Annotated in this window: 20 protein-coding genes; 1 reads left to right on the top strand and 19 read right to left on the bottom strand. The window is 63.2% G+C overall.

The window, feature by feature from the left end; translation table 11 throughout:
- Nucleotides 1-24 precede the first annotated feature (24 nt).
- From NKH22_RS00795 to oiaX, 13 genes are all read right to left on the bottom strand, one after another.
- Nucleotides 25-963 (bottom strand): sugar phosphate isomerase/epimerase family protein, encoded by a 939-nt coding sequence (locus NKH22_RS00795; RefSeq protein ID WP_352908976.1) that lies wholly within the window; start codon nucleotides 961-963, stop codon nucleotides 25-27.
- Nucleotides 963-2,480 (bottom strand): glycerol-3-phosphate dehydrogenase, encoded by a 1,518-nt coding sequence (locus tag NKH22_RS00790; protein ID WP_352908693.1) that lies wholly within the window; start codon nucleotides 2,478-2,480, stop codon nucleotides 963-965. Before NKH22_RS00790 ends, NKH22_RS00795 begins: the two co-directional genes overlap by 1 nt.
- The gene (locus NKH22_RS00785) at nucleotides 2,477-4,036 is read right to left on the bottom strand and encodes an FGGY-family carbohydrate kinase (RefSeq protein ID WP_352908691.1); all 1,560 of its coding nucleotides are present in this window, start codon (nucleotides 4,034-4,036) and stop codon (nucleotides 2,477-2,479) included. The genes NKH22_RS00790 and NKH22_RS00785 overlap by 4 nt, the downstream gene beginning before the upstream one ends.
- A 108-nt stretch (nucleotides 4,037-4,144) precedes the next feature.
- A complete protein-coding gene (locus NKH22_RS00780) occupies nucleotides 4,145-5,086 on the bottom strand; it encodes a D-ribose ABC transporter substrate-binding protein (protein ID WP_081726801.1) in 942 nt (313 codons plus the stop codon).
- 39 nt (nucleotides 5,087-5,125) lie between these two features.
- Nucleotides 5,126-6,259, bottom strand: coding sequence for an ABC transporter permease (locus tag NKH22_RS00775; RefSeq protein WP_023725668.1), 1,134 nt, complete (start codon nucleotides 6,257-6,259; stop codon nucleotides 5,126-5,128).
- A gap of 27 nt (nucleotides 6,260-6,286) precedes the next feature.
- Entirely contained in the window at nucleotides 6,287-7,825 is a 1,539-nt protein-coding gene (locus NKH22_RS00770; protein WP_352908690.1) for a sugar ABC transporter ATP-binding protein, read from the bottom strand.
- Nucleotides 7,822-8,472, bottom strand: coding sequence for a DUF2291 family protein (locus NKH22_RS00765; protein ID WP_023714401.1), 651 nt, complete (start codon nucleotides 8,470-8,472; stop codon nucleotides 7,822-7,824). The genes NKH22_RS00770 and NKH22_RS00765 overlap by 4 nt, the downstream gene beginning before the upstream one ends.
- A gap of 27 nt (nucleotides 8,473-8,499) precedes the next feature.
- A complete protein-coding gene (locus tag NKH22_RS00760; RefSeq protein ID WP_023701690.1) occupies nucleotides 8,500-9,513 on the bottom strand; it encodes a sugar-binding transcriptional regulator in 1,014 nt (337 codons plus the stop codon).
- A gap of 324 nt (nucleotides 9,514-9,837) precedes the next feature.
- A complete protein-coding gene (locus tag NKH22_RS00755) occupies nucleotides 9,838-11,553 on the bottom strand; it encodes a glycerol-3-phosphate dehydrogenase/oxidase (protein WP_023753379.1) in 1,716 nt (571 codons plus the stop codon).
- Nucleotides 11,550-12,326 carry a DeoR/GlpR family DNA-binding transcription regulator gene (locus tag NKH22_RS00750; RefSeq protein ID WP_031194761.1) on the bottom strand — a complete coding sequence of 259 codons (777 nt, stop codon included), beginning with the start codon at nucleotides 12,324-12,326 and terminating at the stop codon, nucleotides 11,550-11,552. The genes NKH22_RS00755 and NKH22_RS00750 overlap by 4 nt, the downstream gene beginning before the upstream one ends.
- Nucleotides 12,323-13,846 (bottom strand): FGGY-family carbohydrate kinase, encoded by a 1,524-nt coding sequence (locus NKH22_RS00745; RefSeq protein ID WP_023829897.1) that lies wholly within the window; start codon nucleotides 13,844-13,846, stop codon nucleotides 12,323-12,325. Before NKH22_RS00745 ends, NKH22_RS00750 begins: the two co-directional genes overlap by 4 nt.
- 233 nt (nucleotides 13,847-14,079) lie before the next feature.
- Nucleotides 14,080-15,414 carry a four-carbon acid sugar kinase family protein gene (locus tag NKH22_RS00740; RefSeq protein WP_352908689.1) on the bottom strand — a complete coding sequence of 445 codons (1,335 nt, stop codon included), beginning with the start codon at nucleotides 15,412-15,414 and terminating at the stop codon, nucleotides 14,080-14,082.
- A 4-nt stretch (nucleotides 15,415-15,418) separates the two neighbouring features.
- A complete protein-coding gene (gene oiaX, locus NKH22_RS00735) occupies nucleotides 15,419-16,669 on the bottom strand; it encodes a 3-oxo-isoapionate-4-phosphate decarboxylase OiaX (RefSeq protein WP_023691080.1) in 1,251 nt (416 codons plus the stop codon).
- A gap of 187 nt (nucleotides 16,670-16,856) precedes the next feature.
- Here oiaX and NKH22_RS00730 point away from each other — a divergent pair, with 187 nt between their 5' ends.
- The gene (locus NKH22_RS00730; protein ID WP_023691079.1) at nucleotides 16,857-17,570 is read left to right on the top strand and encodes a transcriptional regulator NanR; all 714 of its coding nucleotides are present in this window, start codon (nucleotides 16,857-16,859) and stop codon (nucleotides 17,568-17,570) included.
- Nucleotides 17,571-17,572: 2 nt separating this feature from the next.
- On the opposite strand, the gene apnL is transcribed toward NKH22_RS00730, so the two are convergent.
- From apnL to NKH22_RS00700, 6 genes are all read right to left on the bottom strand, one after another.
- The gene (gene apnL, locus NKH22_RS00725; RefSeq protein ID WP_023691078.1) at nucleotides 17,573-19,411 is read right to left on the bottom strand and encodes a D-apionate lactonase; all 1,839 of its coding nucleotides are present in this window, start codon (nucleotides 19,409-19,411) and stop codon (nucleotides 17,573-17,575) included.
- Entirely contained in the window at nucleotides 19,408-20,442 is a 1,035-nt protein-coding gene (locus NKH22_RS00720) for a Gfo/Idh/MocA family protein (protein WP_023691077.1), read from the bottom strand. The genes apnL and NKH22_RS00720 overlap by 4 nt, the downstream gene beginning before the upstream one ends.
- A gap of 2 nt (nucleotides 20,443-20,444) precedes the next feature.
- A complete protein-coding gene (locus NKH22_RS00715; protein WP_023691076.1) occupies nucleotides 20,445-21,509 on the bottom strand; it encodes an ABC transporter permease in 1,065 nt (354 codons plus the stop codon).
- On the bottom strand, nucleotides 21,506-23,053 hold the full coding sequence (locus NKH22_RS00710) for a sugar ABC transporter ATP-binding protein (RefSeq protein WP_023691075.1): 1,548 nt from the start codon (nucleotides 23,051-23,053) through the stop codon (nucleotides 21,506-21,508). Before NKH22_RS00710 ends, NKH22_RS00715 begins: the two co-directional genes overlap by 4 nt.
- Nucleotides 23,050-23,694, bottom strand: a complete 645-nt coding sequence (locus NKH22_RS00705) for a DUF2291 family protein (protein ID WP_352908687.1) — start codon at nucleotides 23,692-23,694, stop codon at nucleotides 23,050-23,052. The genes NKH22_RS00710 and NKH22_RS00705 overlap by 4 nt, the downstream gene beginning before the upstream one ends.
- Nucleotides 23,695-23,784: 90 nt before the next feature.
- Complete coding sequence (locus NKH22_RS00700; RefSeq protein WP_023730740.1) at nucleotides 23,785-24,726, bottom strand: D-ribose ABC transporter substrate-binding protein; 942 nt, start codon at nucleotides 24,724-24,726, stop codon at nucleotides 23,785-23,787.
- Nucleotides 24,727-24,813: the final 87 nt, after the last annotated feature.

Here is a 24,813-nt window from a genome sequence, read left to right as displayed (position 1 = left end):
CGGCCTTCGGGCCGGCGGTTTGCCTCAAGCGCGAGGCTTGAGACTTTCGCGGCCGCTGTCGATGTAAGGCGCCCAGAAATCCACCGACTCACGGATCATTGCAATAACCTGATGATCGACCGGTTCCCTCTCCCGGAAGGAAAGTTCAAGGCAGATTTCATTGTCGGTTCCGCCACCCGCCCGCACGGCGTCGAGCAGCTTCTGCGGGAGGATGCGGCCATCCTTGTTGTAGGCGGCGGTGAACGGCCAGTGTCCGCCCTTGTTCATCGACGACTGCTTGATGTGGATGATCGGCGATTGCAACGGGAACGCTTTCGCCCAGGCATAGGGATCAGTGTCGTCAGGATTGGGCGAGGTCACGTCGCCATGGTCGATGTCGACCATCATCTGCATCGGGATCGGCAGCTTGGCCGCATCGATGGCGCCCTGCAATTCGACGCAGCTTTCGATCGTGTGGCCAAACTCGCGGCCGACCGACATCGGTTCCCAGAAAAGGTAGGTCAGGCCCGCCGCTTTGGCGTGCTCGGCCACTTCGCGCCAGCATTCGAGCGCGATGCCGAGAAGCGCCGCGCGCCGCTGCGGATCGTCAAAATCCTTGTAGGTGAATATGGCGAACTGCGTGCCCATGCCCGACGCGCCGAGTTCGGCGGAGATGTCGGCGAAGGTCTTGAACCAATCGACATAATAGCGGCGCACATCCGCGTCCGGATGGCCGAAATGATTGAGCCGGCCATAGGGACCGGTCATACCCGAAGTGATCCGCACGCCGGTCCGCGCCAGGGCGCTGTTGAACAGGCGAACGAACTTGGCGATCGTTGCCGCCGGCCAGCCCGGATTGACGAATTCATGCGTCAGTTGCACGTCGCGGATGCCGATGCCATAGGCAATGGCGTCGATCAGATCGTCGGGATCGGCGAAGCGATTGACCAGCGGGTTGGTGTTCAGCGAAAGCGTGAAGGCCATCAGTTCACCGCCGCCATTGTCTTTGTGCACCAGTCTTCGAATGTTTTCCGCTCGGCCGCATTGATATGCAGCCCGTGTTTGGTCCGGCGTTCGAGAACGTCGGCGGCGGTCATCGCCCATTCGGTCTCGAACAGGAAGACAGCTTCGAGCTCATAGAAATCCGGGCCGAAACGACGGCCGAGATCGGCTTCGCCTTTTACGCCTTTCAGCAAGGCGCGCGTGCGCGTGCCGTAGCTGCGGGCATAGTGCTTCACCAGCGACGGGCTAAGCCACGAAAACTCGGCGTGCAGATCGCCCAGGAACTGCTCGAAATCCGCGTTGGGCAGGCCGCCTCCCGGCAGGGGAATTTTGGCTGTCCAGGCCTTCTTCATGGTCGGAAAGAAGGGCTGGATCTTTTCCAGCGCATGTTCGGACAGTTTGCGGAAGGTGGTGATCTTGCCGCCGAACACAGAAAGCAGCGGCGCGCCACCGTTCGGGGCGTCGAGTTCGAAGATGTAGTCGCGCGTCACCGCGCTCGGGTTGTCGGCATTGTCGTCATAGAGCGGACGCACGCCCGAGAAACTGTAGACCACGTCTTGCGCGGTCAGCTGCCGCTTGAAGTAGCGATTGACCACCTTGATCAGATAATTGATCTCGCTTGCCTCGGCGGCCACTTCTTCGGGCCGACCTTCATAAGGAATGTCGGTGGTGCCGATCAGCGCCAGATCGTTCTCATACGGGTTGACGAAGATCACCCGCTTGTCGTTGTTCTGGATGAGATAGGCCTGCCGTCCCTCCCAGAATTTCGGCACGACGATATGGCTTCCTTTCACCAAGCGAACGTTGCGGGTGGAATTCTGTCCAGCGACGCGGCTGACGATGTCATTCACCCATGGCCCGGCCGCGTTGACCAACCCGCGTGCGCGGGCCCTCGTCACAGCACCCGTGCGGCCATCCTGCATGTCGATCGACCACAGGCCGCCTTCGCGCCTGGCAGCAATACAGGCCGTGCGCGTGAAGACTTTTGCGCCACGCTGACTGGCGTCGAGCGCATTGAGCAACACCAGCCGTGCATCATCGACCCAGCAGTCCGAATATTCGAAGCCTCGTTTGAATTCATCCTTGATCGGCGCTCCTTCCGGCGCGGTTCTCAAATTCAGCGTCCTCGTTCCCGGCAGGCGCTTGCGGCCGCCAAGATGGTCGTAGAGAAACAGCCCGAGCCGGACCAGCCATGCCGGCCTGTCTTCGGGGCTGTGCGGCAGCACGAAGCGCATCGGCCAGATGATGTGCGGCGCCGCCTCAAGCAGCACCTCGCGCTCGATCAGCGCCTCGCGCACCAGCCGGAACTCGTAGTACTCGAGATAGCGCAGGCCCCCATGCACCAGCTTGCCGGAACGCGAGCTGGTGCCTTGCGCCAGATCGTCCTTCTCGCACAGGATGACCGACAGCCCGCGACCCGCGGCATCGCGCGCTATACCGGCGCCGTTGACGCCACCGCCGATCACGAAGAGATCGACAATATCCGTTGTATCGCTCAAGACTTAGCTCCTGTGCGGTGCGCCATCGATTTCCACACCGGATGCAGCGCCTGACGCGCCGCGACAAAGGACGGAAACAGCGCATCGTAGGTTTGCGAAAGCGCCTCGTCATAGGCGTCGCATTCGCCCAGCAGCGGCGTCACCCACTCGGCGCAGCAAACAGCCATCGAGCGATAGACGCCAAGCCTGACCGCGGCCATCATCGCCGCACCCGCGGCGCCGGCTTCCTGGCGGCTGCTGGTCCTGACTTGCGCGCGGGTCGCCGCAGCGATGATACGGCGCAGCGACGGGCTGCGCGCGGCGCCGCCAGACAGGCGGATTTCGCCGGGCACGCTGCCCATGGCCTGGTAGCAATCGCGGGCCGCGAAGGCCAATCCTTCGAGAACTGCGCGCGCCAGATCGCCAAAACCGTGCTTGACCGAGAGGCCGATGAAGCCCGCGCGTGCGTCTGGATCGACGAACGGTCCGCGTTCGCCGGCAAGCGAGATATAGGGCTGATAGACCAGCGATCCCGGCTCCGATCCTTCGACCCAGACATCGAGCGCTTTCAGCAATTCGTCGCGCGAAGGCTTGGCGCCGCTGGCGGTCAGCACGTCGCGTGCCAGGCCAAGCAGCCAGTCGATGTTGAGCGTCGCCGCCATGTTGGATTGCAGCTGCGCATAGGCGCCAGGAACCGGCATGGCGATCGTGTAGCCTGATGCATTGTCGTTGAGGACGACATCGTCGGCTGTGCGCGCCAGGCGTGTGTGGATGCCGGTCGAGCCGATGACCGTGCAGCCGACATTGCCGCTTGGATCATAGAGGCCGGCGCCAAGCGCGGTGCTGACCATGTCGACGTAGCCCAGCACCACCGGCGTGCCCTCAAGCAGGCCGGTCTCATTTGCTGCCGACGCAGAAAGCGGATGATGGTCGGTCGTGCCTTCGAGCATGGGCGGCAGTAGGCGGCGGTGCGACGTCAGATCGAGAATGTCGAGCACCTCGTCGGAATAGCTGCGCGAGCGGAAATCGCCGAAGGTGAAGGTGCCTTCCGAGGGATCGGTGGCGCGCTCGCCGGTCATCTTGAAATAGAGCCAGTCCTTGCAGTGAAAGGCAGTGGCGGCGCGCTCCAAAATTTCCGGGCTGTTCCGTTTTATCCAGCTGAGCTGAGCGCCTTGCTGGCAAGCGTTGAGCCCGGTTCCGGTGATCTCGAACCGCGTGCGATCCCGGGGATCGCCGCGCATCTCGTCCACCAGATGTCCGGCGCGCGCATCGAGCCAGAGCCAGGCGCGCCCGACCGGCATACCGTCGCCATCGATCAGCCAGGTGCCATCGCCCTGTCCGGTGATTGCGACAGAAGCGGTGCGCCGCGCTAGGTCGGGAACTTTCGTCGCCAATTCGCGAACCGTCAGCGCCATGTCGCGCCAGGTTTGATCGAGGTCCTGCTCGGCGCCGCCGCCTTCCAGCGTGACGAAGCTGTTGGTCACCGACGCCATGGCAAGCTGCCGCCCCGACAGATCGAAAGCGACGGATTTGATCACGGACGTTCCCGCGTCGACCCCGATCAGCAGGTCTTTCATGCCGCAAGTTCCGAATGGTTATGAAGGCAATTCACAAGGAGCAGTCTTTGTTGTCTGGAAGCCGTAGAAGAGGCAGGGAGTGTCCGCAAGGACACCCCCTGTGCAGGTTTATTCCGACAGCACGAAGGGCGCGGTGTACTTGTCCACATTGTCCTTGGTGATGAGAAGGCAATCAAACAGCTGCTTCTCGCTGGTGGCGCCGGTGGCGCCCGTCTTGATGAACGAGTCGGCCTGCTGCACGGCCTTGGCGGAGAAGATGGCAACCGGCTGCAGCACGGTGTACTGCAGTTCGCCGGACTTGATCGCCGCAACCGCATCCGGCGAGCCGTCGAAGCCGCCGACCTTGATGCCGGCCAGCTTGCCGGCTTCCTTCAGTGCCGCAACCGCGCCGAGCGCCATTTCATCATTGCCGCTGATCACGGCGATGATGTCTGGATTGGCCTGCAGCATGCTCTGCATCTTGTCGTGGCCCTGGGTACGATCCCAGTTGGCGACCTGCGAAGCGGCCTTTTCGAGATCCGGATACTGGCTGAGCACGGTCGCGTAGCCGTTCGAGCGCGTGGCGGCGTTGTTGTCCGACGGAGCGCCGAGCAGTTCGACATATTTGCCCTTTTCACCAACCGCCTGCACCCACTGCTGGGCACCGAGAGCCGCTCCTTGCGCGTTGTTGGAGACGAGCTGTCCCTTGGCGAGGCCTTCCTGGTTGATCTCGGCATTGACGAGGAAAACCGGGATGTTGGCGGCAATCGCCTTCTTCACCGCGCCGACCGAACCATCGGCATTGGCCGGGTCGAGGATGATCGCCACCGACTTGTTGGTGATGGCGGTGTCGATCAGATTGCTTTCCGTGTTGGTGTCGCCCTTGTGGGCGGCGACGTTGGCCGTATAGCCAAGCTTCTCGGCTTCCGCCTTGGCGACGTTGCCCTCGGTCAGCCAGTACGGGTTGGCCGGATCGTTGACGATGATCGAGATCAGGCCTGCGGCCGATGCGGCTGCGCTAAACCCGACCACCATCGCGGCGGCAAGCAAACTTCTAAGCACGATTTTCATGTACATTCCTCCAATGATTTACGCGGTGTTGCTGCCAGTTCATCTGGCAGTCTTCCCTTGGGCAGGATTGGCCGGTTCGGCCTTCCCCCGTTTCTGAGAAGTCGGTTGGCCGCCCGTCGAAGCTGGAAGCTTGCTACGGCGGCGATACTGAACGGCATTGAGGAGCACGGCGAGTACGATGACGGCGCCGGTGAACACTGTCTGCCAGTAGGATGAGATGCCGATGATCACCAGACCGTCGGACAGGAAGCCGATGACGAAGGCTCCGAGCAGGGTGCCACGAATGTTGCCGCGCCCGCCGGTGAGTGCGGCGCCGCCGATGACGACTGCGGCGATGGCCGTCAATTCGTAGGTGGTGCCCGCGGTCGGTCCGGCCGAGGTCAGCTGCGAGGACAGGATCAGGCCGGCAATGGCGGCGCAGATGCCCGACAGCACATAGACCGAAATCTGCACGGTCTTGACCGGAACGCCGGAGAGTTCGGCGGCGCGCTCATTGCCGCCCGAGGCGTAGAGCCAGCGTCCAAAGGCGGTGCGGTTCAGGACGATGCTGCCGATCAGCGCGATGACCGCCAGCACCACCACGCCGGTCGGCACGCCGAACAGGCGGTTGAAGCCGAGAGCATCGAAACCGGTGTTGCCCAACTCCGGCTTGCCGCCGAGATTGTTGTAGGTCAGGCCGCTGGTCATCAGCAGTGCCAGGCCGCGCGCCATGTACATGACGCCGAGCGTGGCGACGAAGGCCGGAACCTTGAACCGCGCGATCAGCACGCCGTTGATAAGCCCGACGGCCGCACCCAGCATGCAGGCCAGCACCGCGACCACCCAGACCGGCGGGTAGAGAACGACGCCCAGCCAGGTCAGCGTCACGCCCTGCATCAGAAACCCAGCGACGACGCCGGCAAGCCCGAGGGTCGAGCCGACCGACAGGTCGATGCCGCCATTGAGGATGACCAGCAGCATGCCGACGGCGAGAATCCCGAAGATGGCGACATGCGAGGCCATGGTCAGGAAATTCGCCACCGAGAGGTAATAGGGCGACAGGATCGAGAAGACGACGATGATGACGATCAGGGCAAAGAAGGCCCGGCCTTCGAGCAGCAGCTTGGCCACGTCGAAGCCCTCTCCGCCCGCATTGGGGCTGGACTGTTTGCTGGCCTGGCTGACATCGCTCATGGGTCGGGGCTCCGAAAAATTCTATGGTCAGGCGACCACGGCTTCGCCGGAGGCGGCCATGATCTGCTCTTTGGTGGCGTTGGCGTCGAATTCGGCGGAAATCTTGCCGCGCCGCATGACGACGATGCGGTGAGCGATGCTGAGGCACTCATTGACCTCCGAGGTCGAGAAGACGACCGCCAAGCCTTGCGCGGCGCGCTCGCTGAGCAAGCGAAAGACTTCGGCCTTGGCACCGACGTCGATGCCGCGGCTCGGCTCGTCGAGAAGGATGACCTTGGGATCTGTCGTTAGCATCTTGCCTATGACGACCTTCTGCTGGTTGCCGCCCGACAGCGATCCGATCATGGCGTTGCCGCCCGCGGTCTTGATGGTCACCTTGCGGATCGAATCGTCGATCAGTGCGCGCTCCCTCTGCCGGGAGAGGAAGAGCCCCTTGGCGAATGCCTCGATGCTGGCAAGCGACAGGTTGCGGCCGACGGTCATGGTCTGAACCAGGCCATCGCGCTGGCGATCCTCGGGGACCAGAACCAGACCTCGGGCGATGCGCTGGGCAATGGTCAGTCCCGAAACGTCCTCACCCTCCAGCAGCGCCCGCCCGCCCGCCATGGGCACACGGCCGGCGACGGCCTCCAGCAATTCCGTGCGGCCCGCGCCCATCAGCCCATAGATGCAGACGATCTCGCCCGCTTTGACATCCAGCGACAGATGATCGACGACGTAGCCTGAACCCGAAGCGTCGGTGACGCTGACATCCTCGATCGACAGCGCCACCGCGCCGAACTCGTGGCCGGTCGGCGGCGAGCCGAGATCGAAATTCTCGCCCACCATGTTGCGGACGATCCATTCGAGGTCGATGTCCTTGGCCTCGGCCGTCGCCGTGATCGCCCCGTCACGCAGCACGACGGCGTAGTCGGTGATCTGCAGCGCCTCTTCGAGGTGATGCGAGATGTAGACGATGGAGACGCCGCGGCTGGTCAGGTCGCGGATCACCTTGAACAGCACTTCGACCTCCGTGGCGCTCAGCGCGGAGGTCGGCTCGTCCATGATCAGGATGCGGGAATCGACCGACAGCGCGCGTGCGATCTCGACGATCTGCTGCTGCCCCAGGCGCAGGTCCTCGACCAGGGTCATCGGATCGATGTCTTCTTCGAGGTCGGCCATCAGCGCCCGCGCCTGGCGCGACTCCTCGGCGAAGTCGAGGCCGGTTCTGGTGCGCAGTTCGCGGCCCATGAAGATGTTGTCGCGAACGCTGAGGTTCGGCGCCAGGCTGAGCTCCTGGTGGATGATCGAAATGCCGCGATCGCGCGCGTCTGAAGACGAGGCAAAGCTGACGAGATTGCCGTCGAGTACGATGTCGCCGGATGTCGGCGTCACCACGCCGGACAGGATCTTCATCAGCGTCGATTTGCCGGCGCCATTCTCTCCGAACAGGGTGGTGACCTTGCCGCGATGGATGTCGAAATTGACGCCCTTGAGCGCGTGGACGCCGCCATACGACATGACGACATTGCGCGCCGAAAGCACGGCATCGCCAGTCGCGGGTTCTGTGCCGGCAGCCATTGTCATTTGACGTCCAGCCTCACCGGTGTGACCAGCCAGCTCTTCGGATTGACCAGCTTGAAGACGCCGACCACCGCTATTGTCTTGCCGGTCAAGGCGCTGGTGTCGACTTTCGCCAGCACCTCCTTCTTCATCTCGTTGTTCAGCGCCGAGCCGGCGTCCTGATACTCGATCTGGTTGGTGAACTGACCAAAGGTGATCTTGCCGGTGGCGTCGCGAAGCTCGGTGCCGTTGATCGCCGGCCCAGTCTGTACGCGGACGGTCAACGTGTCCGGCAAACCGTCGACGGCGACCTTGTAGATGCCCGATTTTCCCTCGCCGACGACGCCGGTGAACTTGACCGAGATGACCGGTCCGACTCCCGCCGGCACGCCATATTCCTTTTCGGCCGTCGCCCTGTCCTTGGCGATCGCCGTCGCCACCGTCGCGGCGTCGGCGGCACGCGCTTCGACATCGGCTTGCACCTTGGGGAATTCAGATTTGCCGTAGTCGGCCGCCGAAAACACGGCGTTGCGGACATCGCCGGCAGAGCCGATCTTGATCACCTTGGTGTCGAGCGCCATGGCGCCGAGCAGAACCACAACCGCGGCGCCGGCAAGCACCCGGCGCAAGCGGGGCGAAGCTTGCCGGGCGGTGGCAGCCTTCGCGCTCATGATGCAACCACCAGCGATTTTCCGTTGTCACGCATTCGAAGTTCCTCCGTTCACGCGGCGCTTCGCGGTCCCGGCTGCATCGTCGAGCTCGACCAGCGCGCGGGCCGTGCATTCGTCGGTGATCAGGCCGCTGAGATAACGGCTTTCGAGTACTGCCTTGATGGCGCGCACCTTCACCTTGCCGCCGGCGACGGCAACGATCCTGCGGCCCTTCAACTGATCCCGCGGAAGCGCCAGTATTCTTTCCGACAGCGCCGTTTCGACCGGACCACCCTTGTCGTCGAAGAAATGCGCCAGCAATTCACCAACGCCGCCGTCCCGCTTGACCTCATCGATTTCGGAAGGCTCGATCATGCCGGTGGCGACCAGCGACGCCTCCCGCTCGGCCGTGCCTATTCCGACGAACATCAGGTCGGACCGGCTGGCGAGAGCGAACACATCGCTGATGCCGCGTTGGCCAAGCAGCACTTCACGGTCCTCGGCGGTATTGGCGACAAAAGGCACCGGCATCACAAAGGCCTGCGCGCCTGTCCGCTCTGCCAGGCGATGCATGACGTCGTGCGGGTTGGCGGCGAATTTGCGCGTCACGCCGCCAAGCAGCGAGACGAAACGGATGTGAGCAGCAGTTGCGCGCGTCAGATATTCGACGCTGGCGGCAAGCGTGCGGCCATGGCCGACGCCGATCAGCATGTCTTCGCCGCGATCGATTTCGCGCTTCAGGAACTGGGCGCCTGCAATGCCCAGCCCCTTCAGCGGCAGTTCGTCCTGATCGAGATCGGGAACCACCTCGCAATAGTGGAGCCCAAAGGCGGCGATCAGGCGCTGTTCCAGGTCGACGCATTCGGCGACGTCGCCGTCGATGAAGACCCTGACCAGACCTTCCTGGTTGGCCTTGGTGATCAGCCTATGCGCCTTGAGGCTGGTCAGGCCAAGCCGCTTGGCCACCTGGGCCTGGGTCAGACCACCGGCATAGTGCAGCCAGGCCGCGCGCGTGGCGAGGCTGGATTCATGGTCGCGGTTTGCGCTTCCGCCGGAATTCAAGCCATCCCCTCCCCAGGGTGATAATATTATCTTTGTGTGCAAAAATTTTCATACCTTTGCACCGCTGTCAATCCCTCCGCAGATGGTTGCCTCAGCCGACGTTCCGCAGCCAACGCGAGCCTATTAGAAGGTAAGCATATAATATGACCATACGGTAGTGTTAATTTAACGTCAATTTGTGTTACCGTATCCAGTGACAGCATGAGCCCGTAGGCGCCGGCAAATCCCAATCCGGGTGCAAAATGGGAAGGTGATGCACACGGCGCAACAAGGGCAAATCGATCGGATTGCCTCAGGAAAAGCTAGGCGTCGGCGATCAAGCGATCAGTCCAGCCGCATCAGATTCCTGCCCTCGAGCTCGACAACAGCGGATTCGACCTCCCGCGTGAGGCGCTCGGTGCTCCACCCCAACGCCCGCCCCGCGATCGCGGCAATCTCCTGCAGGTCGCGGCTCGTCAGCGAGCCGCCTATCGCCAACGTGCTGCGGCGCATAACGACATCGGCCAGATGTTCGACGAATTCGTTGCGCACGATGTAGTCGATTTCCGCCTTGCCGTAGCCGTCCGAGTCCGGCAGACGACGACCCTCATCATCCGACCCGTGCCTGGCGATCTCAACGGCTCTGGTCCCGTAGCGCGACAGCAATTGGTCAAGGCGCCTTTCCCCGGCGCCTGTTGCCTGCTGTGCCTTAGCCAGCCAGTCCGCGCGCGCGGCGGCATTGGCCGGAAAATTCCTCCCGCCGCCGATCGGCATGGCTCGCGTCGTCACCTTGCGGCTGCGCTGCAGGCGCTTGAGTACCGTGTCAGCGACTTCCTCGGCAAAGCCGCGGAACGTCGTCCATTTGCCGCCGACCAGCGAAATGACTGCAAAGGGCCTGTTGCCGTCCGGCTCGGCGACCGGCGCTGAATGATCGCGGCTGATCAGCCCTGGTGTCGACGCCTCGGACGTCGGCAGCGGCCGGATGCCGCTATAGGCGTAGACGATCTGGTCGCGCTCGAACGCCATGCCCGGCAGCAGCGTTCGCACGCTGTCGAGCAGATAGTCGACTTCTTCGGGTTCGCAGCGGACCGCGTCCGGATTGTCGGCCTTGATGTCGGTCGAGCCGACCAGCGCCAGGCCGAGATAGTCGTAGACCAGGCAGATGCGGCCGTCATCGGCCTCGAAATAGAGCATGCGCCCGGCGAGGCTTTTGACCAGTTCGTCATGCCTTAACAGGATATGCGAGCCCTTGGTGCCGCCGATCATCTTCGATGGAGCACCAAGCAGCGCGTTGACGTCGTCGATCCACGGACCGGCGGCGTTCACCACCAGCTTCGGCCGCACCGAAAAGGCCGCGCCGTTTTCCGGCTGGAATGTGAGCACGCCATTGGCTGAAGCCGCCAGTGTCGTGTAGTTGGCACCGGCAGACGCCGCGTGAGCCTGCAAGCCGTCGAGGATCAGTTCCAGCACCAGCCTTTCCGGGTGACTTATCTTGGCGTCGTAGTAGGTGCCGGTGGCGACGATCGCCGGATTGAGCGCCGGCATCTCAACAAGCGCCTGCCGCCGCCCGACCATGCGGTGGCGCGGCATGACCTGGTTTCGTGAACCGTAGAAATCGTAGATCATCAAGCCGATCTTGATCAGTATGGCGCCGCGGCTGCGCGGCGCGCTGGTCGAGCCGAACAGCGTTCGCAACGCCGCGAGCATGCCCTTGCTCCACGAGAAGATCGGGATGACGGTCGGCAGCGGGCTGACATAGTGCGGCGCGTTTTGAAGAAGCAGATTGCGTTCGAGCGTCGACTGCGCCACCAGCCCGAACTCGCCGGTCTCGAGATATTTCAAGCCGCCGTGGATGAGCCTCGACGGCGCGGCACTGGTGCCCGAGCCGAAATCCGCCTTTTCGACGATCAGGCAGCTGACACCTTGCGCGCACAGATCGCGAAACAGCCCAGCCCCGTTGATGCCGGCGCCAAGAATGACGACGTCGACTTCGCCGGTCCCGGCCATCGCGGCGAGACGCCCGGCGGGATTGTCCGCCCCGGCTCCATCTGCTGGGTTCATGGCGCCTTCGTCTTGACGATGCGCAACTTCACCCCCGCCCGTTCGAGGCTCTGCGCCTGCGCATCGCCCAGGCCCTCGGTCACCAGCACGGCGTCGAAACTGGTCAGATCGTCGAAGACATGCAGCGCGATCCGGTCGAATTTTGCGTGGTCGACCAAAAGGATGCGCTTCACGGAGGCGGTCATCATCGCCTGCTTGACCCGCACGACATTCGGATCCTGGATGAAAGCCGTGGTTCCGGTGACGGCCGAAGCCGAACAGATCAGCACATTGGCGCGCAACTGCGCCACGGCGTTCTCGCAGACGATGCCGATATAGGCATTGTAGGTGCCGTGATACTGGCCGCCGAGGCAGATGAAATCGATATCGTCCACATTGATCAATTGGCCCGCCGTCGAGACGCTGTTGGAAATGACGGTCAGCGGCTTGACGTCGAGCAGCAGCGTCGCGACCGCGTTTGCCGTCGATGAATCGTCCAGCATCACCACCTGGCCGGCCTCGATATAATCCAGTGCCGCCCGCGCCAGTGCATCCTTCTCGGCTCGATTGACGGTCACCCGGTAGCGGAAAGCGCTCTCGTAGAGGCCGGAAGGCTGGACCGTCACCGCACCGTGCAGCTTGCGCAGCACGCCCTGCTGCGCCAGCCGGTCGATATGCCGGTGGATGGTCATGCGCGACACGCCGAAATGCTCGACCAGATCATCGATGCGCACCTGGCCGAGCTTGATCACATAATCGGCGATCTCTTCGCGTCGTTCGTCGGCCTTGATCATGCGTTTACCCCCGCCAGCCTTTCGATATCAGGCCAATGCGACTTCAGCTGCTCGGCTATGCGGCAGTAGAGCGAAAACCGCTCATTGAACACAGCACTGGAGGCGGGCACGGTTTGGTACGTCCGCTCCGTCATGCCGACCTGCCTGGCGCCCTCTTGCGGCGTCTTGAACAAGCCGACCGCAGCACCTGCGCAAAGCGCGGCACCGAGGGCCGCGGTCTCATCCGTCGAGGTGACGGTGACCGGGGCGTTCAGCACGTTGGCAAACATCTGGACGAAAGCAGGATTGCGCGAACCGCCGCCGGTCAGGCGGATCTCGCTGACGGCAAAGCCGTCGCGCAAAGCCTCGACATGGGTGCGGTGATTGAAGGCGATGCCTTCCAGAACCGCCTTCAGCATGTCGCCGCGATTGTGCCAGCCATGCAGGCCGACAAAGCTGCCGCTGGCCAAATCGCCATAGGGAGAGCCGAACAGATAGGGATGAAACAGGATGGTCGAAGGCTTCTTCAACGCCGCGTCGATCTCTCCCGCCAGCAATTCGTGGAGCGAGCCGCCATCCGCGTTTGTCCTGTCTTGCTCCAAGCGACAGAAAGTGTCGAGAAACCAGTCGTAGTTCGCGGTCGAGGCCGGCGAGATCGACATGTTGTTCCAACGCCCCGCATCGATGGCGTTGCGGCAGAACCAACGTCGGTCGACGCGCGGTTGCGAAGAGACGACTTCGTTGATGGAATACGTGCCGGCGACGATGGCGAGCACGCCGTCTTCATGGCCGCCCATGCCAAGCGCCGAGGCGGCCACGTCGTGCAGGCCGCAGGCGACCGGTGTTCCCCTGCGAAGGCCGGTCCTTTCGGCGGCATCGGCTGTGACTTGACCGGCGATGTCAGCGGAATGCGCCACCGGCGGCAGCGCGTTGAACAGATCCTCCAACCCGAAGATGCGCAGCGCTTCAGGCGCATAGGCTTGCGTGCGAAAATCCGTGAATGAAGTGCTGGCCTCCGTGCGGTCGGTCCCGATCGTGCCGGTCAGGCAAAAGCGCAGCCAGTCCTTGCAGGCCAGCACATGGCCGATGCGGCCATAGCGATCAGGATCGTTCTGCTTAAGCCACGCCAGCAGCGCCGACGGCGCCGAAACATGCGGCGTCTGGCCTGTCGTCGCCAGTGCATCGGTGAAAACGGTACCGGCGGACCACCTTTCGACAATGTCGCCGGCGCGGCTGTCGAGCGACAGGATGCCTGGTCCCAAAGGCTGACGATCATGATCGAGCAGATAGAGACCATCGCCATGCGCGGTCGCCGCCACCGCCTTGATGTCTTCCGCCGGCCTGCCGGAGAGCGCGATCGCCTCCTTGATGGCGTCGGCTGTTGCTTGCCACAGGCCTGACATGTCGCGCTCCACCCAGCGCGCGTGGGGCATCGATTGCGGCACCCGGCGACGGGCCACGGACAATTGCGTGCCGTCGGCATCGAAGATGACCGCCTTGGTGACCGTGAGGCCGTTATCGATTCCGAGCAGGCTGGGCATGATCACCGCCTCTTTCAGCAACTGGCGATTGCTACAGGGCGATCCTGCAGTCTGATGCAAGGGCGAAACACATGGCGACAACCCCGATTGAGCAAGGGGGACAAACGGCAAAAGCACCTCGCCGCAACAAAGAACTCATATCTTTATGTGAATTTAACGTCAACATACGCGACAAAAAGGCTTCGGCGCCAGGGAGCCACGGATGGATCTCGCGGTTGCCAGGCGACGCGTAATCAGCTGCTAAGGCCGTCACGGATGGCGCTGAAATAGCGGTCGGTTCCAACCTGCCCGCCCTTGAGTGCCACCTCCAGCCCATCGATCGCCTTGACGCGCGAGTGAGCGACGCAAAGCGGCGAGCCCGGCGACGCCGGCAACGGCATCCGCACGGTCAGCGCATCGACACCCATCTGGCCGAGCGCGTGGCTCGACGTATCGCCGCCGGCAACGACCACGCGCTGCAACTTCTGCTCGATGGTCAGCGCGCGAAGCAGTTCGCCGAGGCCCCGCCCGAGCTTGTGGCGGGCGCCTTCCTGGCGGTCGATGTCGCCCCCCCTATCGGCCGCGGGTCCAAGGGCCGTGTAGAGAACGACGCTGCGTCCGCCTTCCAGGCTGGCGCGACCGGCTGCTGCTGCGCGTGCGATCGCATCTCCGGAAGCTTCGGAGACCAGTTCGACGGGATCGACCTCGATGCCGTCGAAGCCGTCAGTCAAAGCGTGACGGATCTGTCGTTCTGTCGTCGGCGAACAACTGCCCGAGACGACCGCGATCCGGTCGGCAGCACCCGGCGGTGAAAATTTTGGTTCAGCTCTGACCGTCCCGTTCGACACCCATTCGGCCAGCAGCGCATATTCGATCCCGGACGAGCCGACGACGAACGAACCGCCCGGCTTGCGGGCGCGCCATATCTCCTTGCCGGCAAGCGCCTGCGTCTCGAGGCTGTCGACATCGACAAGTACGATGTCGGTGCCCTCAGCGAGCAAGCGGTCGAAGGCTTCCGAGCGCGACACCGACTGCAACGTCGCGAGATCGACCAGCCCCGATGTGAGCTCCGTCTGCCGCGACAGATGGATCAGCAGGTCGGATTCATCCATCGGCGTCGTCGGGTGGCGGCTCATCACCGGATGGCGGTCGATGCGGAAATACTTTTCACGATAGGCCGCGAACAAATGTCCAAAGGCGGTGTAACGCTTGAGCTGCGGCGCCCCAACCAGCAGCGGCACGCTGTCCTGAGCGAAAACCGAGCGGCCGATCTCGATGGCGCGACCGATGCTGCCGATCGTCGGACTGGAATCGAAGGTCGAGCAGACCTTGTAGTGACAGATCGCGGCATTCAGCGTCTTCAGCCAAGCGAAGGCATCGCTCAGATGCGTGTCCATCCATTGTGGCGTCTCGCTGCGGCTGGTGCCGGCCAGGCCAACGGCTCGGCAATGTGCGAACTGCGCAAGCATGGCCGCGTCCGGCTGGCGCATGAACAGCACGGTCGGCACGCCGCCGAGTTCGAGCGCTTCCATGACGTCGGTCGAACCGGTGAGGTCATCGCCATAATAGCTGAGAAGCAGATCTTGCATCGCTTCAGGCCGCTTTGCCGTCGCCGAACTTTTCGATCGACCGCGCCAGTTCGGGATGGCTCAAGGCGAACTCCGCCAGCGGAATGCCGTCGACCGCAGCTTGCCAGGCCTGCTGCACGGCACGCACCCCGGCGCCCGGTCCATCCGGATGGCTGACGATGCCGCCGCCGCACAGATAGAGCAGATCGACCGTCCGGCCGGTCCGTTCATAGGTCTCGGGCGCTTGCCCGCCCCATTGGCCGGAGCCCGCCACAGGCAAGGCGCAATCCTCAGGCGCAAAAATCGACGTCGTCACCGCCTTGAAGGACTCGACGAAAGACGCGTCCGGCTCCCAGTATTTCGATTGGATGCCGTTGATCTGGAACTGGTCGACGCCGAGCAGCCGCCAGAACTGTTGCCAGACCTTGAAGTTCATACCGAGGCCGGGATGGCGGGTGAGGATGTCCCAGCCGTTGCGATGAGCGTGAAGCACCAGGCTGGAGCGTTTTCTCAAGAAGGCCAGGCCACCGAAACCGACGGAGTTGATGTTGACCACCGCGCAATTACCGCCGGCCTTGGCCACCAGATCGTGATTGCGCATCATCTCGTCCGGGTCGGCATGCGAGATGCCGAAGGCATACATCACCTTCTTGCCGGTCCTCTGCTCGTGGTCGAGGATCAGCGGCATGATTGCCTTTACCCGCTCCGCCAGCGGCGAATAGGCTGGGCTCATCAGCTTCTCATCGTCCTTGATGAAATCGACACCGGCGGCGATCAGCTCGCCCACCATCGCGGCGGTCTCGGGGGGCCGCAGCCCCAGCGCCGGCTTGACGATGGTGCCGATGATCGGCCGATCCGTGACACCTGTCAGCCTGCGGCTGCCGGCGACGCCGAATTGCGGACCTGGATGCGCGCCGCGGAATTGCTCCGGCAGCTTCATGTCGACAACGCGAATGCCGGACAGGCCCTTGATCGAATAGGCGCCGCCGATGGCAATGGTCATCAGAGCCGACAGGTCGTGGCCGATGGCATCGAATGGAAAGGCGATGTCGACATCCGCGCGCTTGAACGGCCCGTTACCGGCCTCGGGAATGGAAGGGCGAAGTGCGTCCGGCAGGTGCCGAATGGCCAGGACACGCGCGGCCACCCGGGCTTTCAGTTCCTCGGTCTCGCCGGGCAGCGCGACGAAGGTTCCAGTCGACTGGTCGCTGGCGATCTTGGCTGCCAGCGTCTCGATGCTGCCTGATGTCTCGATGCGGTAGGTGAGCGTGATCATGGTTCGTTGTCTAAGGCCGCAGGGGGTTCGAAAAGAGTTCCTTGGTCGTCGAAATCTGGTATAATGAGTACATAAGCTTTGCAAGTGATATCCTGTCTTGCGGCTATGGTCGATGGGGGCGACGGCCATTCCGGGAATGGCTGTGGCAATGCTAGATAGAGACAGGTCAAGGGAGTGATTCGCGACGATGAACCGTTCGGAGCCGATCGTCCGGCGCAAACTTTCCGACGAAGTGTTTTTGCGGCTGAAGCGCCTGATCACCAGCGGAGAATTGACGCCGGGCGACGACATGCCGTCGGAGCGCGAGTTGATGGAGCGCTTCGAGGTCGGCCGTCCCGCGATCCGCGAGGCGATGCAGGCGCTGAGCAATATGGGCCTCGTCGCGATCTCGCATGGGGAACGCGCCAAGGTGCTGCAACTGACCGCGAAGTCGATCATCAAGCAGGTCGACGGCGCCGCCAAGATCATCCTGTCGTCCTCGAAGGACACGCTGGAACACCTGAAAACCGCGCGCATCTTCTTCGAGCGCGGCATGGTCAGGGAAGCCGCCGAAAACGCCACCGCCGAGGACGTTCAGCGGCTACGCGCCACCGTTGCCGAACAGCGCGGTTTTCGCGGCGATTCCGAGGCCTTTATCTCCGCCGACATGAAGTTTCATACCCAGATCGCGGCGATCTCCGGCAACCCGATCTATGTCGCCGTGAGCGAAGCGATGCTCGGTTGGCTGAAGGAATATCACACCGAAATGCTGATCTGGACCGGCAAGGAACAGTTCACGCTGACCGAGCATGAAGAGATCATTGGCCGCATCGAGAAGAAGGATGCCGACGGCGCCGAGAAGGCGATGATCAAGCATCTCGAGCGCTCGCGCGCGCTGTATGTGATGAACTCCGGCAACTGATTTCAGCCGATCCGCGTGATCGCGTAGGGTGTCATCGCGAGTTGGCCTCGGCCAAACGCTGAGATGTGGACCGGTACATCGTCCGCTGTCAGGTTCGCCAGCCACACGATGGTCTTGCCCGAAGCGGGGCGGCCGGCCAATGCCAGCACCTTGGTCTCATCGCTCGTCCTTGCCGCCACATGCGCAAGGCCGGCCAGTTCGCAAAGCCCCTTGATGGCATCGAAGATCGGCCGAGGCGATCCTTCCGCGACGGGTTCGCCGGATGCTGCGAGCACGCCGAAGGGCCCGGCGAAGCCGGACAGCGTGAGCAGTTCCAGCCCAGCCGGCGCGACACGCGCGGCATAGCCGATCGCCCATGCGGCTGCGAACAGGCCGGCATGACGAGGGTCGCGATCGGCCATGGCGATGCGCTGTCCCCCGGGATTGCCCTTGGTCGCGCCGCCATAGGGGTTCTGGCGCATGGCGATCGTCGATGGACCGATGCGGTAAGGCTTTTCCCCAAAGATCGCCCGCGCCGACGCGGTTATGGAGGGCAGCGCCTCCAGCGACTGCATGACGCTGAGATCGTCGGCGGCGTGCACGATCGGGCACGTGCAGTGAGTGACGAAATCGAGCAGGCCCCCCGGCACGCGCTTGCGGTTGAGCTCGGTGAAATAGCTGAACATGCCGCCACCAAGCCGGATATCGGGAAAGGCGCGCCGCGCCGCGTCATAGACGTCTTCGAGCGGCGGACAGTCCGGCCACGCACTGCCCGGCGGTGTCGACTGCCGGTCAACCGAAGGCGAGACGGCAATGGCCGAAAGCTTCAACCCGGCTTGACGCACCAGGTTCGCGACGGCTGAAAGTTCAGCGTCGAGATCGCCCGCGCAGGCAACGATGCATTCGAGTGTGGTGCCGACTGGATAGGCAGCAGTGAGCCTTGCATAAGACCGCAATGCTTCGAGACCGTGGCCGCGCGTCGGATCGTAGTGGAAGACAAGTTGCTGCGGGCCGAGCTCAGTCAATGTCGAAAGATTTGCGAGCGCTGCTTCGACCTCATCCGGGTAGATGATCACGCCGATATCCGGCAGCCTCTGCCCGGCCTCACCGACCTCGACGCGGACCGGTTCGGCGGCAGATGCTGCGGCCGACATTCTCCCCTCGCCGGTGATGCGCAGGCTGACCGTCTGGCTTACAGTTTGGCCGGCCGGCAGCACATAGGGCCAAGGCAGCGCCAGTGGCCGCACATAGGTCTTGTAGGACGCGTCCGACCAGTTGCGCTGGTCCTCCATCTCGAAAGTGTCGCCCTCCATCCGGCATTCGGCAGTGATGCCCGGCCGGACCTCATGAGTGATCGCGCGCAAATCCTTGAAAGGCTGCCATGGATCGATCAGCAGTGGCAGGTTCGTCGCCACCACGCTGCCGTCGGTATGCTCGACCGTCACCGCACTGCCGGCGAGGCCGGCGATCGGATGCAGGATGCAGAAGCCGCAGCGGTTGGTCTCGAAATCGCTTTCGGGCAGAGCAGCTACGTCGAAGACAAGACGACCGTCGGCTGAGCCTTTGATCATGGCGTGGAAGCCGAGCCGGCTATCGCCCGGCCCGGTGCACTTTGCCGTGTAGCTGACCGAGAAAGTGTCGGCTCCCTCTTTGATGACAAGGTCGGTCAGCTCAGGCTCGTAAGTGCCCCAGTCGCGGTCGCGCACGATGTAGGCGATGGCGCGCAGCACTTCGATGCCGCCGTAACGGATGGTGCGCAGATTGCCGTTGACAAAGTCGGTGCTGAGCAGGCCCGCACTCAGCCTGACGGGCTCCGCCTCGACAGCATGCGTGCCATAGAGGAGGAAGGCGTCGGCTGTCATGTCAGCAAGGCGTCCAGGTGGACAGGTTCGTGGCTCGCGGCGCCCAGATAGGCCGCCTCGACCAGCGCGAATGTCCTGAGATTGTCGGCGCCCGAGGTCGCGGGCTCGGTTCCCTCTGCCAGGCAGTCGACCCAGTGTTGCTGGATGGCGACGACGCTCTCCTGGATGTTGTGCCAGGGTCGCGATGCCCAGGGCAGCAGCGGCGGCGAGACATCGCTGACCACTGTTCCGCTCTTGCCGGTGACGGTGAGCCGATATCCCTGCGCCAAGCGGATCGTGCCGTCGCTGCCGTCGATCTCGATCAGCGTTTCGGGAAACGGTTCGGTGGCGAGCTTCGTCGCGTAGCTACAGTCGACCACTGACGTCGCCCCGCTCTTGTGGTCCATCAGCATCGTCGCGACATCTTCGCCCGCGATGCCGGGGTTGATGCGCGCGGTTCGCGTCGTGATCGTCGACACGTCGCCCAGTAGAAAACGGGCTATGTCCAGGATGTGGATACCGAGGTCCTCGATGATGAAGCGCTTTCCCTTGGCGAGATAGGGCTGGCCTGAAAACACGTCATAGGCGGAGCGGAAGGAGATGCGTCCGAAGAACGGCGTACCGATCTCACCGCTGTCGAGCACGGCGCGCACCGCCTGGATCGCCGACTGCCAGCGAAAATTCTCATGCACCATCAGCTTCACGCCGGCATCGGCGCATGCCTTCACCATCGCCACGGCGTCCGCAAGCGTCGGCGCGAACGGCTTTTGGCAAATCGCCGGCACACGGTGCAGCGCCGCCATCTCGACCAGCGGACGATGGCTGGGCGCGGTGGTGGCGATATCGACGAAGTCGAGCTTCTCGCTTGCAAACATCTCCGCCGCGTCGATGTAGCGCTGTCCGATGCCGAACTGGTCGCCGATGATGCGCAGCCGCTCGGGGTCGCGGTCGCAGATGGCGACGATCGCGGCGCCCTCTATGTCGCGCCAGGCATGCATCTGGTTGACGGCAAAGAAGCCGCAGCCGATGAGCCCTCCCCGCAACTCCGCCATGTTCAGCCTGCTTTTGCCATCTGCATCAGCGTCACCCGGCTCTGCAGCCGGCGCTGCGCCTGGTCGACGACGACGGCGACGATGATGACGAGGCCCTTAATCACCATCTGCCAGAACGAACTCACGCCCATCATCACCAACCCGTCCGAAAGAATGCCGATGACGAAGGCGCCGACAATGGTGCCGCCGATCGTGCCTCGCCCACCCGACATCGAGGTGCCGCCGAGCACTGCCGCCGCGATGGCGTTGAGCTCGAAACTTTCGCCCGTTGCCGGGTGCGAGGCCATCAGTTCCGACGAGATGATCAGGCCGACGATCGCCGCGCAGAAACCGGAGAACATGTAGACGAACATTTTCACCATATTGACACGGACGCCCGAAATTCGCGATGCCCGTTCATTGCCGCCGACGGCGAAGATGTGGCGGCCGAGCGGCGTGTATTTGGCGAGATAGGCCGCAGCCAGCGCGACGACGATCAGGATCCAGATCGCCACCGGCAGGCCGAGCAGCCGCCCGGCGCCGAGGAAACCAAACCCGGTGGTGCCAAGCTCCGGCTTGCCGACGAGGTTCGGGAAGGTGCGGCCGTCCGACGACAGCAATGCAAGGCCGCGCGCGACATAGAGCACGCCGAGTGTGGCGATGAACGGCGCGACGTTCAGCCTGGTGATCAGCAATCCGTTGACGGCGCCGATCAATATGCCGACCGCCAGCGTGATCAGCGCGATGTCGACGACGTTGAAATAGATAGTGTAGCCGAATTGCAGGTCGATGCCGTTCAGCACGAGGTAGCCGGCGACCATTCCGCACAGGCCGACGATCGAGCCGACCGACAGGTCGATGCCGCCGGTGATGATGACGAAGGTCATGCCCATGGCGAGGAAGGCGTTCAGCGCCACATGTTTCGACATCAGGATCAGGTTGGCGGTCGACAGGAAATTCGGCGCCGCGATCGAGAAGAAGATCAAGACGGCGATCAGCGCGATGAAGGTCCTCGCCTTCATCAGCGTCAGCAGCAGCGAGCCGCTCGAAACGGAGGAGACAGCCGCCTTGGCCGGGATGTCAGTCATGGGTTCTCCGTGTGCGGGGCCGGTCCGTGGCCAAGTGCCGAGGCGGCGACAAGGGCTGCCTCCGTCGCCTCGGCGCGATCGAACATGCCCGTCAGTTTTCCATTGCTCATCACCGCGATGCGGTCGGACAGCGCCATCACCTCATCGAGATCCGAGGTGGCGAACAGAATGCCGAGCCCGTCGCGCGACAGCTTGCGCATGGTGCCGAAGACGTCGGCCTTGGCGCCGACATCGATACCGCGGCTGGGCTCGTCCATCAGCAGCACCTTAGGCCCGGTGAGCAGCGCCTTGCCGATCACCACCTTTTGCTGGTTGCCGCCCGACAGCGATGAGACCTCCTGCGCCGGGTCGGCGACTTTGATCGCCAGTTCCCGCACCATCTGCGTCACCGCCTGCTTCTCCTGGCCGCCGCGAATGTGGAACAGGCGGACAAACCGCGACAGGCTGGCCAGTGTCAGATTGCTGGCGACGGACAGGATCGACACCAGCCCTTCGCGTTGGCGGTCTTCGGGGATCAGCGCCAGCCCGCGCCGGATGCGCCGCGTCGTGTCGCGCTCCTTGACCTTTTTGCCGGCGATGAAGATCGCGCCGGTAGCCTGGCCATGGCGGCCCATGATGCAGTCGAACAGCTCGCTGCGCCCAGCGCCCATCAGGCCGTATATGCCGAGGATCTCGCCGGCGCGCAGCGACAGCGAAACGTGATCGACCGCCAGTCCGCCGGTCGCGCGCGGCAGGCAGATGTCCTCGGCGCGGAATATCTCTTCGCCGGGAACATGGCCGTCGGCCTTGGCGAAATCCTTGGCGTCGGAGCCGATCATCTGCCGCACGATCCACCGGGTGTCGACGTTTTTCATCTCCTCCTGGCCGGTGATGTGCCCATCGCGCAGCACGGTGATGTAGTCGCCGATGCGGATCAGTTCTTCCAGCCGGTGCGAGATGTAGACGATCGCCACGCCGCGCGCCTTGAGGTCGGCGATCACCTTGAACAGGATCTCGACTTCCGCCGCACTGAGCGCCGAGGTCGGCTCGTCCATGATCAGGATGCGCGCATCGAGCGAAACCGCCTTGGCGATCTCGACCAGCTGCTGCTGGCCGATGCGCAGATCCTCGACCAGCATGTCGGGCCTTATCCCGGCCTGCAGGCGTTCGAGAAATTGCGCCGCGCGACGCTCCTGCTCCTTGCGGTCGATCTTGCGGAACCGGTTGGTGATCTCGCGCGTGGCGAAGATGTTCTCGGCGACGGTCATATTGCCAAACAGGTTCAGCTCCTGGAACACCATGCCGATGCCGCGGTTCACCGCGTCGCCCGATGACGAGAAGGAGACCTCCTCCCCTTCCAGGAGGATCCGGCCGAGCGTCGGCTGTTCGACGCCGGCGATAATCTTCATCAGCGTCGATTTGCCGGCGCCGTTTTCGCCGACCAGCACATTGACGGCGCCCTTGCGCACCTCGAAATTCGCGCGCTTGACCGCGACGGTGCCGGAATAGACCTTGGAGACGTCCTCCAGTTTCAGGATGACATCGTGAGCAACCGCAGCGCTCATGGCTTCGGCCCGATTTCTGCCTCCGCCGGCGTCACCAGCGGCAGGTCCTGGCCGTTTTCGAGCGTATAGGCGCCGAGGACCTTGGCGGTCCGGCCCTCCAAGGCGTCACGCGGCAGTTTGGCAAGCACGGCCTTGACGGCATAGGCGTTGAACGCCTTGCCGAACTGGGCGAAGTCGATCTGGTTGGTAAAATCGTTGAACTGGATGAAATCGAGGCTGTCGCGCAGCGCGGTTCCGCGCATCGCCGGTCCGATCTGTACCCGCGCATCGGCCTTGCCGTCGCCGTCGACATCGACATCCATGGTCGCTGCCCGCGACTGCGTGTTGGCGGCGATGATCTTGCCCTCGACGCGAACCGCGAAGGTCCATGGCGAATTCGCCTGCTTCTTCGGATTGCCATATTTGGCGCCGGCGGAAGCAGGATCGGTTTTCGCCAGAGCGTGGACTTCGGCAAACGGCCCGGCTTTCTGCTGGAGGTAAGGCACGACCTTCGCGGCCCAGATCTCCTCGACCATCTTGTCCGGATTGAAGGCGGCAGCGCTGCCGCTATCCCCCGAGGGAGTCGGCAAAATCTTGCAGGCGGTCAGGCTGATGCCGACTGCAACGACAAGCATCGGCCAGATCGGCTTGTTGTTCAGCATGATGGCCTGTTGAGCATGGTGATTGGCACCCACGGAAAATGGCGGCGAGGGACGACCTTGATCGCCCCTCGCTATTCATGTCACGCCGGCTCAGTTGGTAAGCGCAAAAGTTTCCAGCTTGGAAGCATTGTCGCCATTGACCAACACGCAGTCCATCAGCTGCTTTTCCTTCTCGGGCGACTTCTTGTTCTTGATGAAGTCGTTGGCCTGCTCGACCGCCATCTGCGCCTGCGCATAGGCCGGCTGCAGCACGGTTGCCTTGATGCCGCCCGCGGTGATCGAATCGCGCACGTCGTTGGATCCGTCGAAACCGACGACGATGACGTCCTTGCGGTTCGCCGCAACCAGCGCCGCATACGCGCCCATGGCCATCGTGTCGTTGCCGGAGATGACGCCCTTGATATCCGGGTTGGCCTGCAGGATCGATTCCATCTTGGAATAGGCTTCCGTCTGGCTCCAGTTGGCCGATTGCTGGGCGACCATCTTCAGGTCCGGATAGTCGTCGATGACGTCATGATAGCCCTTCGAGCGAATGCCGGCATTGGTATCGGATTCCTTGCCGACCAGCTCGACGAAATTGCCCTTCTCGCCCATCAGCTTGACGAACTCCTGCGCGCCGAGCTGGGCGCCCTGGTAGTTGTTGGAGACGATCTGAGCCACGGCGACGCCGGTGGCGTTGATCTCGCGATCGATCAGGAACGACGGCACGCCTGCGTCCTTGGCCTTCTGCACGGCAGCGACGGTGGCGTCGGCGCCGGCATTGTCGAGGATGATCGCCTTGGCGCCGCGACCGATCGCCGTATCGATCAATTCGGATTGCTTGTTGGCGTCGTCGTCATGGACGAGCACAAGCGCTTCGTAGCCGAGTTCCTTGGCCTTGGCTTCGGCGCCGACGGCTTCCGCCTTGAAGAACGGATTGTCATGCGAGGGCGTGATGATGGCAATGAGGTCGGCCGCATAGGCGGGCGCCGCCGTGCCAAGCGCCAGCATGCCGGCGAACGCCGCAAGTGTCATTCTGCGTGTGAGTTTCATGATGTCCTCCCGTTTGAAAAATTGCCTTGATCAATCAAGGCCCCTGCATTCGAATTCGTCGCGCAGCGCGGGCCGCTGATCGGTTCG

Origin of the sequence: Mesorhizobium sp. M1252 (assembly GCF_040318265.1) — a bacterium.
GTDB lineage: Bacteria > Pseudomonadota > Alphaproteobacteria > Rhizobiales > Rhizobiaceae > Mesorhizobium.
Note: the sequence above shows the minus strand (reverse complement) of the source record. Positions and strands in the feature narration are given on the sequence as shown.